This window comes from Hymenobacter humi, assembly GCF_042665855.1.
Taxonomy (GTDB): domain Bacteria; phylum Bacteroidota; class Bacteroidia; order Cytophagales; family Hymenobacteraceae; genus Hymenobacter; species Hymenobacter humi.
In genome coordinates this window covers 2,710,853-2,724,005 of sequence record NZ_JBHTEK010000001.1, presented here as the reverse complement: position 1 = coordinate 2,724,005, position 13,153 = coordinate 2,710,853, and the positions used below count along the sequence as shown (strand labels likewise).

15 protein-coding genes and 1 pseudogene are annotated in these 13,153 nt (G+C 59.3%); 11 read left to right on the top strand and 5 right to left on the bottom strand.

What is annotated here, in order from left to right:
• Window positions 1–131: 131 nt before the first annotated feature.
• Both ACFQT0_RS15305 and ACFQT0_RS15300 read right to left on the bottom strand, forming a co-directional pair.
• Window positions 132–1,013 carry an OmpA family protein gene (locus tag ACFQT0_RS15305; protein WP_380204006.1) on the bottom strand — a complete coding sequence of 294 codons (882 nt, stop codon included), beginning with the start codon at window positions 1,011–1,013 and terminating at the stop codon, window positions 132–134.
• Window positions 977–2,401, bottom strand: coding sequence for a hypothetical protein (locus ACFQT0_RS15300; protein WP_380204004.1), 1,425 nt, complete (start codon window positions 2,399–2,401; stop codon window positions 977–979). Before ACFQT0_RS15300 ends, ACFQT0_RS15305 begins: the two co-directional genes overlap by 37 nt.
• Before the next feature lie 435 nt (window positions 2,402–2,836).
• On the opposite strand from ACFQT0_RS15300, the gene yihA reads away from it, so the two are divergent.
• On the top strand, window positions 2,837–3,970 hold the full coding sequence (yihA, locus tag ACFQT0_RS15295; RefSeq protein WP_380204002.1) for a ribosome biogenesis GTP-binding protein YihA/YsxC: 1,134 nt from the start codon (window positions 2,837–2,839) through the stop codon (window positions 3,968–3,970).
• Window positions 3,971–4,076: 106 nt separating this feature from the next.
• The gene (locus tag ACFQT0_RS15290; protein ID WP_380204000.1) at window positions 4,077–4,676 is read left to right on the top strand and encodes a DUF5606 family protein; all 600 of its coding nucleotides are present in this window, start codon (window positions 4,077–4,079) and stop codon (window positions 4,674–4,676) included.
• Window positions 4,677–4,748: 72 nt separating this feature from the next.
• Here ACFQT0_RS15290 and fbp read toward each other — a convergent pair.
• Window positions 4,749–5,773: pseudogene (gene fbp / locus ACFQT0_RS15285) on the bottom strand (class 1 fructose-bisphosphatase).
• Between the two features lie 201 nt (window positions 5,774–5,974).
• Between fbp and ACFQT0_RS15280 the strand changes: the two are divergent.
• The 8 genes from ACFQT0_RS15280 (at window position 5,975) to rsgA (ending at window position 11,065) form a co-directional block, all read left to right on the top strand.
• Window positions 5,975–6,640 (top strand): amino acid kinase family protein, encoded by a 666-nt coding sequence (locus ACFQT0_RS15280; RefSeq protein WP_380203998.1) that lies wholly within the window; start codon window positions 5,975–5,977, stop codon window positions 6,638–6,640.
• The gene (locus ACFQT0_RS15275; RefSeq protein WP_380206035.1) at window positions 6,538–7,242 is read left to right on the top strand and encodes an amino acid kinase family protein; all 705 of its coding nucleotides are present in this window, start codon (window positions 6,538–6,540) and stop codon (window positions 7,240–7,242) included. Before ACFQT0_RS15280 ends, ACFQT0_RS15275 begins: the two co-directional genes overlap by 103 nt.
• A gap of 76 nt (window positions 7,243–7,318) precedes the next feature.
• Entirely contained in the window at window positions 7,319–8,092 is a 774-nt protein-coding gene (locus ACFQT0_RS15270; protein WP_380203996.1) for an enoyl-CoA hydratase-related protein, read from the top strand.
• Between the two features lie 124 nt (window positions 8,093–8,216).
• Window positions 8,217–8,510 (top strand): redoxin domain-containing protein, encoded by a 294-nt coding sequence (locus ACFQT0_RS15265; RefSeq protein WP_380203994.1) that lies wholly within the window; start codon window positions 8,217–8,219, stop codon window positions 8,508–8,510.
• The gene (locus ACFQT0_RS15260; protein WP_380203992.1) at window positions 8,507–8,725 is read left to right on the top strand and encodes a redoxin domain-containing protein; all 219 of its coding nucleotides are present in this window, start codon (window positions 8,507–8,509) and stop codon (window positions 8,723–8,725) included. The genes ACFQT0_RS15265 and ACFQT0_RS15260 overlap by 4 nt, the downstream gene beginning before the upstream one ends.
• Window positions 8,722–8,799 (top strand): hypothetical protein, encoded by a 78-nt coding sequence (locus ACFQT0_RS15255; RefSeq protein WP_380206034.1) that lies wholly within the window; start codon window positions 8,722–8,724, stop codon window positions 8,797–8,799. The genes ACFQT0_RS15260 and ACFQT0_RS15255 overlap by 4 nt, the downstream gene beginning before the upstream one ends.
• A 47-nt stretch (window positions 8,800–8,846) precedes the next feature.
• On the top strand, window positions 8,847–10,100 hold the full coding sequence (locus ACFQT0_RS15250; protein ID WP_380203990.1) for a 3-deoxy-D-manno-octulosonic acid transferase: 1,254 nt from the start codon (window positions 8,847–8,849) through the stop codon (window positions 10,098–10,100).
• Window positions 10,097–11,065 carry a ribosome small subunit-dependent GTPase A gene (rsgA, locus tag ACFQT0_RS15245; RefSeq protein ID WP_380203988.1) on the top strand — a complete coding sequence of 323 codons (969 nt, stop codon included), beginning with the start codon at window positions 10,097–10,099 and terminating at the stop codon, window positions 11,063–11,065. The genes ACFQT0_RS15250 and rsgA overlap by 4 nt, the downstream gene beginning before the upstream one ends.
• Before the next feature lie 90 nt (window positions 11,066–11,155).
• Here the strand turns inward: rsgA and ACFQT0_RS15240 are convergent, their stop codons facing one another.
• Entirely contained in the window at window positions 11,156–11,785 is a 630-nt protein-coding gene (locus ACFQT0_RS15240) for a fasciclin domain-containing protein (RefSeq protein WP_380203986.1), read from the bottom strand.
• Window positions 11,786–11,973: 188 nt separating this feature from the next.
• Between ACFQT0_RS15240 and ACFQT0_RS15235 the strand changes: the two genes are divergently transcribed.
• On the top strand, window positions 11,974–12,432 hold the full coding sequence (locus ACFQT0_RS15235; RefSeq protein ID WP_380203985.1) for a peptidylprolyl isomerase: 459 nt from the start codon (window positions 11,974–11,976) through the stop codon (window positions 12,430–12,432).
• Window positions 12,433–12,535: 103 nt separating this feature from the next.
• On the opposite strand, the gene ACFQT0_RS15230 is transcribed toward ACFQT0_RS15235, so the two are convergent.
• Window positions 12,536–13,114, bottom strand: a complete 579-nt coding sequence (locus ACFQT0_RS15230) for a DUF3109 family protein (protein WP_380203983.1) — start codon at window positions 13,112–13,114, stop codon at window positions 12,536–12,538.
• Window positions 13,115–13,153 lie beyond the last annotated feature (39 nt).

The following is a 13,153-nucleotide window of genomic DNA, read 5'->3' as shown; positions in this document are numbered from 1 at the left end:
CCCCAACGCCCAACGGGGCAGGTTTGTTAATCTATTAGGCAGAAAAGGGGGCCCATTGGCCCCGCCAAGGCCATAAAAAAGCGGGCCGGACAAATTGCCCGGCCCGCTCCCCTATCTAAAGACCAGAGCGACTACTCTACTTTGGTCTTGATTTTGGTCTTGTCGCCAGTAGCGTCTTTGGCTTTGCCATCCAATTCACCGTCTTTGGTCTTGGTCTTGGTGTCGCCTTCGGGGCTCTTGGTTTTCACCTTCACTTTGTCGGAGTCCTCGTCCACTTTGGTTTTCACCTTGGTGCCGTCCTCCATTTTCACCTTGCTCTTGCCGGGAACCAGCGGAGCAGCAGTACCGGTGGTGCCAGTGCTCGTAGAGTCGGTAGTGGTGGTCGTAGTAGTGGTGCCAGCGCCGGTAGTGCCTGCGCCGGTGGTACCGGTGGCGGGCATGCTCTGGCCTTCAGCCAATACAGGCTTGAACTCAGCACGACGGTTGAGCTGCATGTTCTCGGGCGAATCGTTCGGGGCGGCCGGACGACGCTCACCATAGCTTACGGTGGTCATGCGGGTCTCGGCAATGCCCTGCTTCTTGAGGTAGTTGTAGGCAGCCTCAGCACGGTTCTGGCCCAGTACCATGTTGTACTCGTCGGTGTTGCGCGAGTCGCAGTGGCCTTCAATCGAGATGTTGATGCCGGGCGTAGCGAGCAGGGTCTGGGTCAGCGCGTTCAACTGCGTGATAGACTCCGGACGCAGCTTGTACTTGTCGGTATCGAAGTAGATGCTCTTGTAGGCCACCATGCTGGTGGTGTCGATGTAGTTCACGTAGAAGTTCTTCGTGATGGTCGTCGAGTCGTTCGTCGACACCGGCACGGCGAATTCCTGCGTTTCGATGTTCTGGCCGTCCTTGCTCACGGCTACCTGATAGGTACGGCCCGAAAGCACGGCTACCTGGTAAGCACCGTCGGGCTTGGTGATATCGCGGAAGCTCAGGGCCGTCTTGTCGGCCTGGGCACCGGTGAACACCACTCAACTCCGGGGATAACGCTGGTGCTGTCTTTCGACGAGAACACCTTGCCCTGGATGATGGCGTTTTTGATGTAGTTGATGGTGTAGATGTCCTTCTCGCCGTAGCCACCGATGCGGTAGGAGCTCAAGTAAGCGTACGAGCCATCGGGAGCCAAACGGTAGTAGGAGTCATCGTCCGGCGTGTTCACGGGGTAGCCCAGGTTCTCGGCCTGGCCCCAGCGGCGGGTTTCGGCGTTGTACTCCGACTTGAAGATGTCGTAGCCGCCCATGGTGTTGTGGCCGCGCGACGAGAAGTACAGCGTCTTGCCGTCTTTGCTCAGGTACGGGCTGTCGTCGTCGTACTTGGTGTTGATAGCGCCACCGAGCGACTTGGCGGGACCAAACTCACCGTTCACGTCCGTGCGGGTCGAAACGTACAGGTCGAGGGTTCCGTCTTCAGAGTAGCGACCGGTCGAGAAATACAGCGTCAGGCCATCCTGGGTGATGTGGGCATCACCTTCGTACGACTTGGAGTTGATGTTGCTGCCCAACGGTTTGGGAGCCGTCCATTCGCCGCTGGCACCGCGCTCGGAGACAAAGATGTCGCCGTTGTTGTCGTTGCGGTACATCAACAGCTTGGTGTCGTTGTCGAACAGCTGGGTCGAGGCGTCGTGGCCTTTGCCGTTGAGGGCAGCGCTCAGCGAGCGGGGCTTCTCCCAGTTTTCGTCGTCGACGCGCTTGGTTTCGAAGATGTCTTCGTAGTATTCGCCGTCGGCGGCAATGCTCTTGTTCTTCTTGTCGCTGGGCTTGCCGGATGCACCGGTTACGTTTTCGCCACGCGAGGTGAAGAGCAGGATTTTGTCATCGGCCGAAATTACCGGGCTGTGCTCCGAGAACTGCGTGTTGATGGTGGGGCCCAGGTTCTTCACGAAGATGTCCTTGGGCGAGTTGAACAGCACCTTGGCGTTCTTGCTGTGCTGAATCAGCTGCGCCAGTTCTTCCTTGCGCTGGTCGTTCTTCTTCAGCGTGGTGTTGTACGCTTGGAAGTGCGCCACGGCCTCGTCGAAGTTGTAGTTGAGGTGGTCGACCCGGCCGAGCCAGTACTCCACGTCTTTCGAAACTTTCGGCTTCAGCTTTTGCGCCTTGTAGATGTAATCGCTGGCCTTTTCCTTGTCGAACGACATGTAGGAAATACCGGCGTTAAACAACGCTTTGGCATTGTTCGGGTCTTTGGCGAGCACTTTCTCGTAGAAAGGAAGAGCGGCGCGGTAATTTTCCTGCTCGAAGAACTTGTTGCCGGTCTTGAGGTCCTTACGCGTGCTTTGCGCCTGGGCCGGGGTGGCGATAGCGGCGGTGAGGGCAACGGCGCACGACGCTTGCAGTAACCTTCTGGATAAGTTGTCCATTTGAGGAGATGTTTGAAAAAGAGAAATTTCTGAAGGGTTTGTAAGAGGAAGGCGCCGCGTATTAATAATGGCAGCGGGCGGTATTTGGGGCCTTATACTGAAAAAATGCAGCAGGGTTAGCCTTAATGCGGGTTTGTAGAGAAGGTAACCGTACCAACACTGTTCAGCTTGGCGCGCTACGCCGCGTCAAAGGCAGTGCCTAGACGGGCAAAGATAGGTTTTTTGCTTACTAAAAGCGGTTTTTGGCAAGATTTCGGCCATTCAGGAGGGCGCAATTAAGGCAGCAGCGGCCGGCTGGAAGGGCAGGCATACCGCGCAAATATAGACGCACCAATGAAATAGCTATCAATTCCTAGGTTTTTATTTATTGAACCGCCCCTTCGTTTAAGATGTAATTTTGCAATTCGTTACCAACTGTATTTTACCTGCCAATCGATGATTATTCGCGATGCCCGTTTTCTGACCAGCAATTCCCGAGCCGACCTGTGCCCCGAGCCTACGCTGCCCGAATACGCTTTTATTGGCCGCTCCAACGTGGGCAAGTCTTCCCTTATTAATATGCTCACGGGCCGCAACGGCCTGGCCAAAACCTCGGCCTCGCCCGGCAAGACCCAACTAATCAACCATTTCGTAATTAACGACGAGTGGTTTCTGGTCGATTTGCCCGGTTACGGCTACGCCAAAGTGAGCAAAACCTCGCGGGCAGAATGGGCGCGCATGATTAATTACTATCTGCGCCATCGGCCCAATCTGATGTGCGTGTGCGTGCTCATTGATTCGCGCCACGCCCCGCAGGCCGCCGACCTGGAATTCATGGAAAAGCTCGGCGAAGAGGGCATTCCGTTTGTGATGATATTTACCAAGACGGACAAGCAATCGACGGCGCAAACCAAGGCGTTGGTAACCGATTACCTGAAAAAGATGAGCGAAATCTGGGACGAGCCTGCCCCGCTACTTCCAGACCTCGGCCGAAACGGCCCTGGGCCGCGACGAAGTGCTCAACTTTATTGCCGAAGTAAACAAAGAATGGGTGGCCGGGTCCGAAACCAAAGCTTAGATTGGCCCCGAAATTGCCTACGGCGGCTCGGCCTGCGTAAGGCACTTTCCGCCACGTTTCACTGTACCTTATTTAATATGACGAAGACCCCATCTATTTCGCAGTGGGCCCTGGGCCTGCTGCTGGCGGCCGCCGCTCCTGCCGCGGCCCAAACCGCTCCTGCCCAACAAGGCACCGGCATTGCGTCGGCCGGCAAGGTGATTCCAGTGGCCGAGTACTACGAAGGCGGCCAGGAGGCCATGTACGCCTTCATCGCCAAGGAGCTGAAGTACCCGCTCATGGCCAAGCGCAACCGCATTCAGGGCCAGTGCATCGTCAGCTTTACCCTGAACCCCGACGGTACTTTATCGGGCGTGAAGCTGGTGAAGCAGGTGGGCGGCGGCACCGGCGAAGAAGCCCTGCGCGTGGTGCGCCTGCTCAAGTTCAAGAAGCCGGAGTACCCCATTCTCACCAGCTTACCCATCGTGTTCAAGCTGGGCGTGACGGGTTCGAACGCCACGGGAGGAGAATAAAGCGTAATTTTGGATGAGGAATGACGGACAGGGGTGAAGAAGTGGGCTGCGGCCCGCCTTCACTCCGGGTTCTTTGTTCCTCATTCTTCATTTCATACCCAACAAGATGCCTTACGAATTGCAAGAGTTGGCCGCCATCAGCGGCATGCCCGGTCTGTACCGCTTAGTGCGCGCCGCGCGCCACGGCGTGCTGGTGGAAAGCCTCGACGAGAAAGCCACCCGCACCCTGGCCCCCGCCCGCAACAAAGTGTCCCTGCTGTCGGAAATCTCCATTTATACCCAGGACCCCGAGCAGACCGTGCCCCTTACGGAAGCGTTCGAACGCATTTACAAAACCCACGGCGCCACGGCGCCGGTAACGTCCAAATCGAGCGAGGGCGAGCTGACCGACTTCATGGCCAGCGTGATTCCCGATTACGACCGCGACCGGGTGTACCTGTCCGATATTAAGAAGCTGGCCAACTGGTTTGGCATCGTGAGCAAGCACGTTCCCTACCAGGAAGCCGCTGCCGATGAAGCCCAGGAAGAATCGACTGACGTCGCCCCCAAAGCCAAGCGCAAATCGGCTAAAGCTGACACGGAGCCCACCGCCGACGAGCCCCTGAGCACCGGCGGCTTGATTCCCGAGGCCGACGAAGCGCCAGAAGCGCAAGGCAACCCCGAGGCCGCGGCTGCGGCCAAGAAGCCCCGCAAGAAGGCCGAATAGCTCTCATTAATCTGCCACAAAAAAGGCCGCTCCTGAATCAGGAGCGGCCTTTTTTGTGGCTAAAACTTACTGCTATTTGGCGGTCACCGGCTTGGGCTGTTTTTCCTTGGTCAGGAAAGCTTCGGCCTCTTCTACCAGCTCTTTGCTGCCGATGAAGATGGGGCAGCGCTCGTGTGGGGTTTTTGGCTCAATTTCCATGGTGCGCTGGTGGCCGTTGGAGCTTTTGCCGCCGGCTTGCTCCACGATGAAGGCCAGGGGTTGCACTCGTACATGAGACGCAGCTTGCCCTGGGGGCTTTTGGCCGTAGCGGGATAAATGTAGATGCCGCCCTTGAGCAGGTTGCGGTGGAAGTCGGCCACCAGCGAGCCAATGTAGCGGGCTGAGAAGCTGAGCTCCTTGCAGTGCTTCACAAACGCCGTGACGCCGGGCGAGAAGGAGTCGGAGCTGCCTTCGTTGATGGAGTAGATGTTGCCGCTTTTGGGCGTGATGATGTCGGGGTGCGAGAGAAAGAATTCGCCCAGCGAGTGCTCGTAGGTGAAGCCGTTCACGCCGTTGCCGGTCGTGTACACGAGCATGGTGCTCGAGCCGTAGATGACGTAGCCGGCGGCTACCTGGTGGGTGCCGGGCTGCAGGCAGTCTGCAGCGGTGCCTTCGCGGCCGGTGGGCGACACGCGGCGGTAGATGCTGAAAATGGTGCCGATGCTCACGTTCACGTCGATGTTCGACGAGCCGTCGAGCGGGTCGATGGCCACCACGTACTTGCCTTGGTTGTTGCCGGTCTGAATCATCTCGTCGTCTTCCTCCGAGATGATGGTGCACACCTCGCCGCCGTTGCGCAGGGCCCGGATGAAGCGGATGTTGGCGATGACGTCGAGCTTCTGCTGGTCTTCGCCCTGTACGTTGCGGTTGCCGTACGCGCCGGCAATGTCGATGAGCCCGGAGCGGTTGATTTCGCGGTTTACAATTTTAGCCGCCAGCGCGATGTCGCGCAGCAGCTGCGACAATTCTCCCGTGGCGTAGGGAAAATCCTCCTGCTTGCGCATGATGAAACGGTCGAGGGTAGTGCCAACGGGCAGGGCCAGTTTGTTGTGGTCCATAGAAAATAGCAAGAAGCGGAATGAAGGGCGGGAATCCAGAGCAAAGCTACTCTTTGGGGGCCGAAATTTTATGGTTGGCAGCAATCGAGCACTTATGGTTGGACTTATACATTCCGATAAATGAGCTTAGTCAAGAGACCTTAATACAAGTTTTTGGGCCAGGCTCGACAATGCCTGCCGGCTCTCCTACCTTTGCTCGCCATGGAAAATGTGCTGGTTTATAAGTTTGGCGGAGCGTCGGTGCGCGATGTGGCGGCCATCCGGAATTTGGCCGGAATAGTGGCGCGCTACGGCCGCCAACAGCCGCTGCTCGTGGTGGTGTCGGCCATGGGCAAGACCACCAACGCGCTCGAGGAGCTGTTTCAGCTGGCCTACAGCGGCCAGGATTACACCGCGCAGTTAGCTCAACTCAGCACGTTTCATCTTAGCGTGGCGGCGGAGCTAGGCCCCACCGTTGAGCAACCGCCAGCGGATGCCCCGCAAGCCCCAACCCTACCTGAGCTGCTGACGCAGCTAGCCGACCAGCTGGCCACGGTGGGCCACGGCGACTACGACCGGCAGTACGACCAGATAGTGAGCTTTGGCGAGCTGCTGGCCACTTGCATTGTAGCGACGGCCATCGGCGCGCAGTGGCTCGACTGTCGCCCCCTCATCCGCACGGACCACACCTGGCGCGAAGGCCGCGTGGATTGGGCCACCACCGAGCGCCACATTGCGGCCGCCCTGCCCTCACTCCTGGCCCAGGGCCCGGTACTGACCCAGGGATTCTTGGGGGCACGGCCGGCGGCGCTACCACCACGCTGGGCCGGGAAGGCTCCGACTACACGGCGGCGATTTTTGCCTACTGCTTGCGAGCCGAAAGCGTGACCATCTGGAAAGACGTGGCCGGCCTGCTCAACGCCGACCCCAAGCTGTTTCCGGACACCGTGCGCTATCCCGAAATCAGCTACCGCGAAACCATCGAAATGGCCTACTACGGCGCCTCGGTCATTCACCCCAAAACGCTGAAGCCACTGGCCGACCGCGGCATTCCGCTACGGGTGAAGTCCTTTGTGGACCCCGAGGCTGAGGGCACGCTCATCCACGAGTGCCAGCACCCCACGCTGGCGCCGGCCTTCATTTGCAAGCCTGACCAGTGCCTGCTGTCCTTCGAAAGCAAAGACTTCGCTTTTATTTCGGAAGAAAACCTGGAAGTGATTTTCGGCGGTTTGGCGCAGGCCAAGCTGAAGATTAACCTCATGCAAAACTCCGCGCTCAGCTTTTCGGTGTGCACCGATTTTTCGGAGCGCCGCGTGGGCAAGCTGCTGGACTTGCTGCGCGAGCAGTTCAAGCTGCATTACAATACCGGCCTGACGCTTTACACCATCAAAAACTACGACGCGGCCAGCATTACCCGGCTCACGCAGGGCAAGCGCCTGTTGCTGGAGCAGCGCACCCGCGGCACGTTTCAGTTTGTGTGCCAATCGTAGCGCGGACGTTTAGTCCGCGTGTTTCCCCAACTATCTATCCACTCGCGGACTAAAAGTCCGCGCTACATCCCACCGCATGGAATTCATTCTCGTCACTCCCCAGGCGCGCCCCGGGGTCGCCCTCATTCAGCTCAACCGGCCCAAGGAGCTCAATGCCCTCAACCTGCAGCTGATGCTGGAAATCCGCGACGCGCTCAAGGCGCTCGACGAGGACGATGCCGTGCGCGTGGTGGTGATTACGGGCAATGAGCGGGCATTTGCGGCCGGCGCCGACATCAAGCAGATGGCGGGCAAGTCGGCCATCGACATGCTCATTACCGACCAGTTCAGCACCTGGGACCAGATTCGCAAGTTCCGGAAGCCGCTGATTGGCGCCGTATCAGGCTTCGCGCTGGGCGGCGGCTGCGAGCTGGCCATGACCTGCGACATGCTGGTAGCATCGGAAACGGCTCAATTTGGCCAGCCCGAAATTCGCATCGGCACCATGCCGGGCGCGGGCGGCACCCAGCGGCTCACCCGCGCCGTGGGCAAGGCCAAGGCCATGGAAATGGTGCTCACCGGCGAGTTCATTTCGGCGCAGGAAGCGCACCGGGTGGGCTTGGTGAACCGCGTAGTGCCCGTGGGCCAGTACCTGGAAGAGGCGTACCGCTTGGCGGCCAGCATCGCGGCCATGTCGCCGGTGGCGGCCCGCCTGGCCAAGGAATCGGTGAACCGCGCTTTTGAAACCCACCTGGACGAGGGCCTGCACTTCGAGCGCAAGAACTTCTACCTCACTTTCGCCTCCGAAGACCAGAAGGAAGGCATGGCCGCTTTCGTCGAAAAGCGCAAGCCGGATTTCAAGGGAAAATAGAAGTGCTGAGGGTTAAGGGTTGAATGTCAGGGTTGGATTAACCCTGGTTTCAGGTTATTCTTACCAACTCTGCCTTCAGCCCGTACAACTCCACATTTAACCCTCAACACTCAACACCCCTTAAATGGCAGTTCTCGTGGGCAAGCGCGCCCCTTCCTTTAAAGCCACCGCCGTCATCGATGGTACCTTCGAAGAAGACTTTTCGCTGGACCGCTACCTGGGCAAAAAGCACGTCTTGTTTTTCTTTTACCCCGCGGATTTTAGCCTCGTGTGCCCCACCGAAGTTCTGGCGTTTCAGGACCGCCTGGATGAATTTGAGCGCCGGGGTGTGGCCGTAATCGGCTGCTCTACCGATTCGCAGTATGCACACCTGGCCTGGCAGCTCAAGCCGCGCGACAAGGGGGTATTTTTGGCGTGAAGTACCCGCTGGTGGCCGATGCCACCAAAACCATTTCGGCCAATTACGACGTGCTCGGCGGCCACTACGACTACAACGAGCAGGGCGAAATGACCTACGTGGGCTCGCCCATGGCCTACCGCGGCCTGTTTCTTATTGACCGGGACGGTATTGTGCGCCACCACTCGTCAACGACCGGCCCCTGGGCCGCAGCCTCAACGAAGCCCTGCGCATGATAGATGCCTTGCAGCACTTCGAGAAAAACGGCGAAGCCTGCCCCGTTGATTGGGAAGCCGATTCTACAATTTAACCGCGGCCATAATCCTAGGCTGAGCCGGTAGTGCGTAATTTTGGGCCTTGCTGTTCCTCTACGATATTGCCCTGGGCCTTTATGGCCTGCTGCTGCGCCTGTTGGCTCCTTTTGTACCCAAGGCGGCAGCCTGGGTAGCCGGCCGGCGCGGGCTGCTGGCGCACATTCGCGAAACCCTGGGGACGGACGCGGCCCCGCGGGCATGGTTTCATTGTGCATCGCTGGGCGAGTTTGAGCAAGGCCGCCCGCTAATCGAGGCGTACCGGCAAGCCCATCCGGACACAAAAGTGGTGCTCACGTTCTTCTCGCCTTCGGGCTACGAAATCCGCAAGAACTGGCCGGGGGCAGATTATATCTTCTATTTGCCGCTCGATACGCGTCGCAATGCCCGCGCGTTCTTAGACGCCGTGCGGCCCCAACTGGCGGTGTTCGTCAAGTACGAGTTCTGGTACCATTTCCTGAACGAGACCCACCGGCGCGGCATCCCGGCCGTGGTGGTTTCGGCCATATTCCGGCCCGACCAGGTGTTCTTCAAGCCCTGGGCCGGCTTCTTCCGCCAGATTCTCACGCGCTTCGCCCACATCTTCACCCAAACCGAAGCTTCGGCGGCACTGCTTCGCGGCATTGGGCTCACGCAGGTGAGCGTGGCCGGCGATACCCGGTTTGATACGGTGGTGGCTACGGCGGCAGCTCCTCCCCGCTCGCTGCCCGTGGTCGAAGCCTTCGTGGCCGACGGCGCGCCCGTGCTGGTGGTGGGCAGCAGGCGGCCCGAAGACCTGCCCGCCCTGGCCCCCGTCATTCGGCGGCGCCAAAACGAACTGCGCGTGCTGGTGGCCCCCCACGAAATCACCGAAACCAACCTGCAGCTCGTAGAAAAAGCCTTTCCGGGCCAGGTGGTGCGGTATTCGCAGGCCGATGCCAGCACGGTAGCCCAGGCCCGCGTTTTGCTTTTCGACAACATCGGCTTATTGAGCCAGCTCTACCGCTTTGGCACCTACGGCTACATCGGCGGTGCTTTCGGCAAGGGCCTGCACAACACGCTGGAGGCCGCGGCTTTCGGGCTGCCGCTGTTTTTTGGGCCTACGTACGCCAAGTTTCAGGAAGCCATCGAATTGGTCGAATTAAAGTGCGCTTTTCCGGTGCACAACGCCGAGGAACTCGAAACCGCCTTCGCGCCCTTATGGCACAGCGAGCCGGCCCGCGTGCAGCTGCAGCACGACCTGCTGGCCTACGTACACGGCCGCGCCGGCGCCACCCGCACCATCATGGCCGCCCTGCCCGGCCTCACTGCCACCTCATGACCCCGGATAGCTCTTCCCAACTTAGTCCCAACGCCTTGCTGCACGGCACCGTGGTAAAATCCACCGGCTCCTGGTACATCGTGCGCGGTGCCGAAACCGGCCAGCTCTACCGCTGCCGGCTGCGGGGCAAATTCAAGATAAAAGGCCTGAAGGTGAGCAACCCGCTGGCCGTGGGCGACCACGTGGAATTCACAGTGGAGGCCCAGGGCGAAGGCGCCGCGGTTATCTCGCACATCGTGCCGCGCCGCAACTACATCATCCGGCGCTCGGTGCACAAAACCGGGCACTCGCACATCGTGGCGGCCAATCTGGACCAGGCGCTGCTGGTGGTCACGCTGGTGTCGCCGGCCACTTCCTTTGGGTTTATCGACCGGTTTCTGGTCACGGCCGAGGCCTACCACGTGCCGGTCACGCTGCTGTTCAACAAAACCGACCTGTACGATGCCGACGGGTTTGAGTACCAAGCGGAAATCGCGGGCATGTACGCCAGCCTGGGCTACCCCAGCCGCACCTGCGCCGCCACCACGGGCGAAGGCGTGGCCGAAATCGACCAGCTGCTCGACGGCAAAGTGAGCCTGCTGGCCGGCCACTCCGGCGTGGGCAAGAGTACCCTCATCAACGCCCTGGTGCCCGACCTGGACCTGAAAACGGCCGAAATCAGCGAGTTCTCGGACAAAGGCGTGCACACCACCACCTTTGCCGAGATGCTGGAAGTGCGCCCCGGCACCTTCATCATCGACACCCCGGGCATCAAGGAATTGGGCCTCGTCGATATGCCGCCCGCCGAATTGGCCGGCTACTTCCCCGAAATGCGCGCCCTGCTCAACCAGTGCCGCTACCACAACTGCCAGCACACCCACGAGCCCGGCTGCGTCGTGCGCGAAGCCGTGGACCAGGGCCGCATCGCGCTGCCCCGCTACGACAGCTACCTGAGCATGCTGGCCGGCGAAGACAACCGGCATTAGCGCTGCACTTAATGAAGAATGAGGAATGAAGAATTGGCCGTTGAGCTAATTCTTCATTCCTCATTCCTCATTCTTCATTAACAGAAATGGCTACTTGTCCAGGGGCAGGATTACGCCGTCGATGACGTGGGTCACGCCGTTGCTCGAAATCACGTCGGCAATTTGCACAGTGGCGGGGGCGTCTTTGCCGTTGCTTACCATCACGGCGCCGTCTTTCACGGAAACGCGCAGCTTCTGGCCGTTCACGGTGGTCAGCTCCTGGCCGTCTTTCAGGTCGGCAGCCACGAGGCGGCCGGGGATTACGTGGTAGGTGAGCACGCCGGCGAGCTTGGCTTTGCTGGCGGGGTCCATCAAGCCGGCTACGGCGCCTTTGGGCAGCTTGTCAAACGCAGCGTTGGTGGGGGCAAATACCGTGAAGGGGCCGGGGCCGCTCAGGGTTTCGGCCAGGCCGGCCTGTTTCACGGCGGCTACCAGCGTGCTGACGCTTTTGGCGGCGGCCGCATTTTCTACGATGTTTTTGTCGGCCGTCATGGCCACGCCGTCTACCATCACGCCTTCGGGCTTCGCCATGCGGGCCGAGTCGCCGGCCATAGCAGCTACCGAATCGGCAGGGTTGGCGGTGGTTTCAGTTTCGGTGGTGGCAGTCTTATCGGTGCCGCAGCTGGCCAGCATGAGCGAAGTGGCCAATGCAGCCAGCAGGGGAGCGAATTGCTTTTTCATGAAAAAATGGGAGGTGAAAGCGTGTGGTAAAAAATGGTTTGGTGTAAATATGCCGATGCGGCGGTTGAGCTTACGAAGCAACAAACCCCTTTGGATGTTTCGCTACGCCAACTCATTTCTTACCTTCGTCGTTACGTAAGCACCACGGTGTTTCCGTCACATTATTTAAGCTGCAAATTCCGCACTACATGAAAACTGCTGAAATCCACACCAAGAAAGGTGTCATGAAAGTTGAGTTTTACGAGCAGGACGCTCCCAAGACCGTTAAAAACTTCATCGACCTGGCCGAAAAAGGCTACTACGACGGCCTCAAATTCCACCGCGTCATCCCCAACTTCGTGATTCAGGGCGGCTGCCCCAACACCCGCGCCGGCGCCAAAGGCGTGCCCGGCACCGGCGGCCCCGGCTACAAAATCGACTGCGAAACCACCGGCAACAACCAGTACCACGAGCGCGGCGCCCTGAGCATGGCCCATGCCGGCAAAAACACCGGCGGCTCGCAGTTCTTCGTGGTACACGACCGCCAGAACACTGCCCACCTCGACCGCGTGCACACTGTGTTCGGCAAAGTGGTAGAAGGCGTCGAGGTTATCGACCAGATTCAGGCCAACGACGAAATCGAGAAGATTGTAGTGAAAGAAGCCTAAGCTTCCGCCTATTGTCATCCTGAACGCAGTGAAGGACCTTATCACGCTAGAACAAGTCGTTCCGGCGTGATAAGGTCCTTCACTGCGTTCAGGATGACAGAAGCTATTTCTTTGCAGGCGTTGGGTTCTCAATCTCCCGCACCAGCTCCCCGTACCAGCCCTCCCCATACTTGCGAATGAGCGGGTCTTTCAAAAACTGGTACACCTTCACGCCCAGCGTACCGCCAAAGGCGCAGGCCGGATTGCAGATGCCCCACCGGTCGTAGTTGAGGGCGTCGAAGCCGTCGTACTTGGTGATGCGGATGGGGTACAGGTGGCAGCTGATGGGCTTTTTGAACGTGGTGGCGCCGGCCAGGTAGGCCTGCTCAATACCACACTTCAGGATGCCGCGCTCGTCGTAGAGCGCGTAGGCGCACTCCTTGTCGTCAATTGTTGTTGTGCTGAAGTCGCCTTCCCAATCCTTGATGTACAGGCCCTGGGCCTCGATGGCCGCGCGGCCCGCATCGGTGAGGAAGGGCTTGATGTTGGCGTATTCCTGCTCCAGAATCTTGAGCTCGGGTTCTTCGAGCGGCGCGCCGAGGTCGCCCTCCACGCAGCAGGCGCCCTTGCAGGCTTCGAGGTTGCAGACGAAAAAGTTGTCGGCGATGTCGTCGGAGATGACCGTTTCTTGAATAATAATCATTAGTACAAAGATAACCCCGACCGCGGGGCTAGAAATTCA

Excerpts from the sequence above, each read along its gene's own strand:
- ACFQT0_RS15235 (WP_380203985.1), top strand. The coding sequence starts at position 11,974 with ATGAAAACTGCTGAAATCCACACCAAGAAAGGTGTCATGAAAGTTGAG.
- yihA (WP_380204002.1), top strand. The coding sequence starts at position 2,837 with ATGATTATTCGCGATGCCCGTTTTCTGACCAGCAATTCCCGAGCCGAC.
- ACFQT0_RS15255 (WP_380206034.1), top strand. The coding sequence starts at position 8,722 with ATGATAGATGCCTTGCAGCACTTCGAGAAAAACGGCGAAGCCTGCCCC.
- ACFQT0_RS15280 (WP_380203998.1), top strand. The coding sequence starts at position 5,975 with ATGGAAAATGTGCTGGTTTATAAGTTTGGCGGAGCGTCGGTGCGCGAT.
- ACFQT0_RS15230 (WP_380203983.1), bottom strand. The coding sequence starts at position 13,114 with ATGATTATTATTCAAGAAACGGTCATCTCCGACGACATCGCCGACAAC.
- ACFQT0_RS15300 (WP_380204004.1), bottom strand. The coding sequence starts at position 2,401 with ATGGACAACTTATCCAGAAGGTTACTGCAAGCGTCGTGCGCCGTTGCC.
- rsgA (WP_380203988.1), top strand. The coding sequence starts at position 10,097 with ATGACCCCGGATAGCTCTTCCCAACTTAGTCCCAACGCCTTGCTGCAC.
- ACFQT0_RS15290 (WP_380204000.1), top strand. The coding sequence starts at position 4,077 with ATGCCTTACGAATTGCAAGAGTTGGCCGCCATCAGCGGCATGCCCGGT.
- ACFQT0_RS15265 (WP_380203994.1), top strand. The coding sequence starts at position 8,217 with ATGGCAGTTCTCGTGGGCAAGCGCGCCCCTTCCTTTAAAGCCACCGCC.
- ACFQT0_RS15270 (WP_380203996.1), top strand. The coding sequence starts at position 7,319 with ATGGAATTCATTCTCGTCACTCCCCAGGCGCGCCCCGGGGTCGCCCTC.
- ACFQT0_RS15240 (WP_380203986.1), bottom strand. The coding sequence starts at position 11,785 with ATGAAAAAGCAATTCGCTCCCCTGCTGGCTGCATTGGCCACTTCGCTC.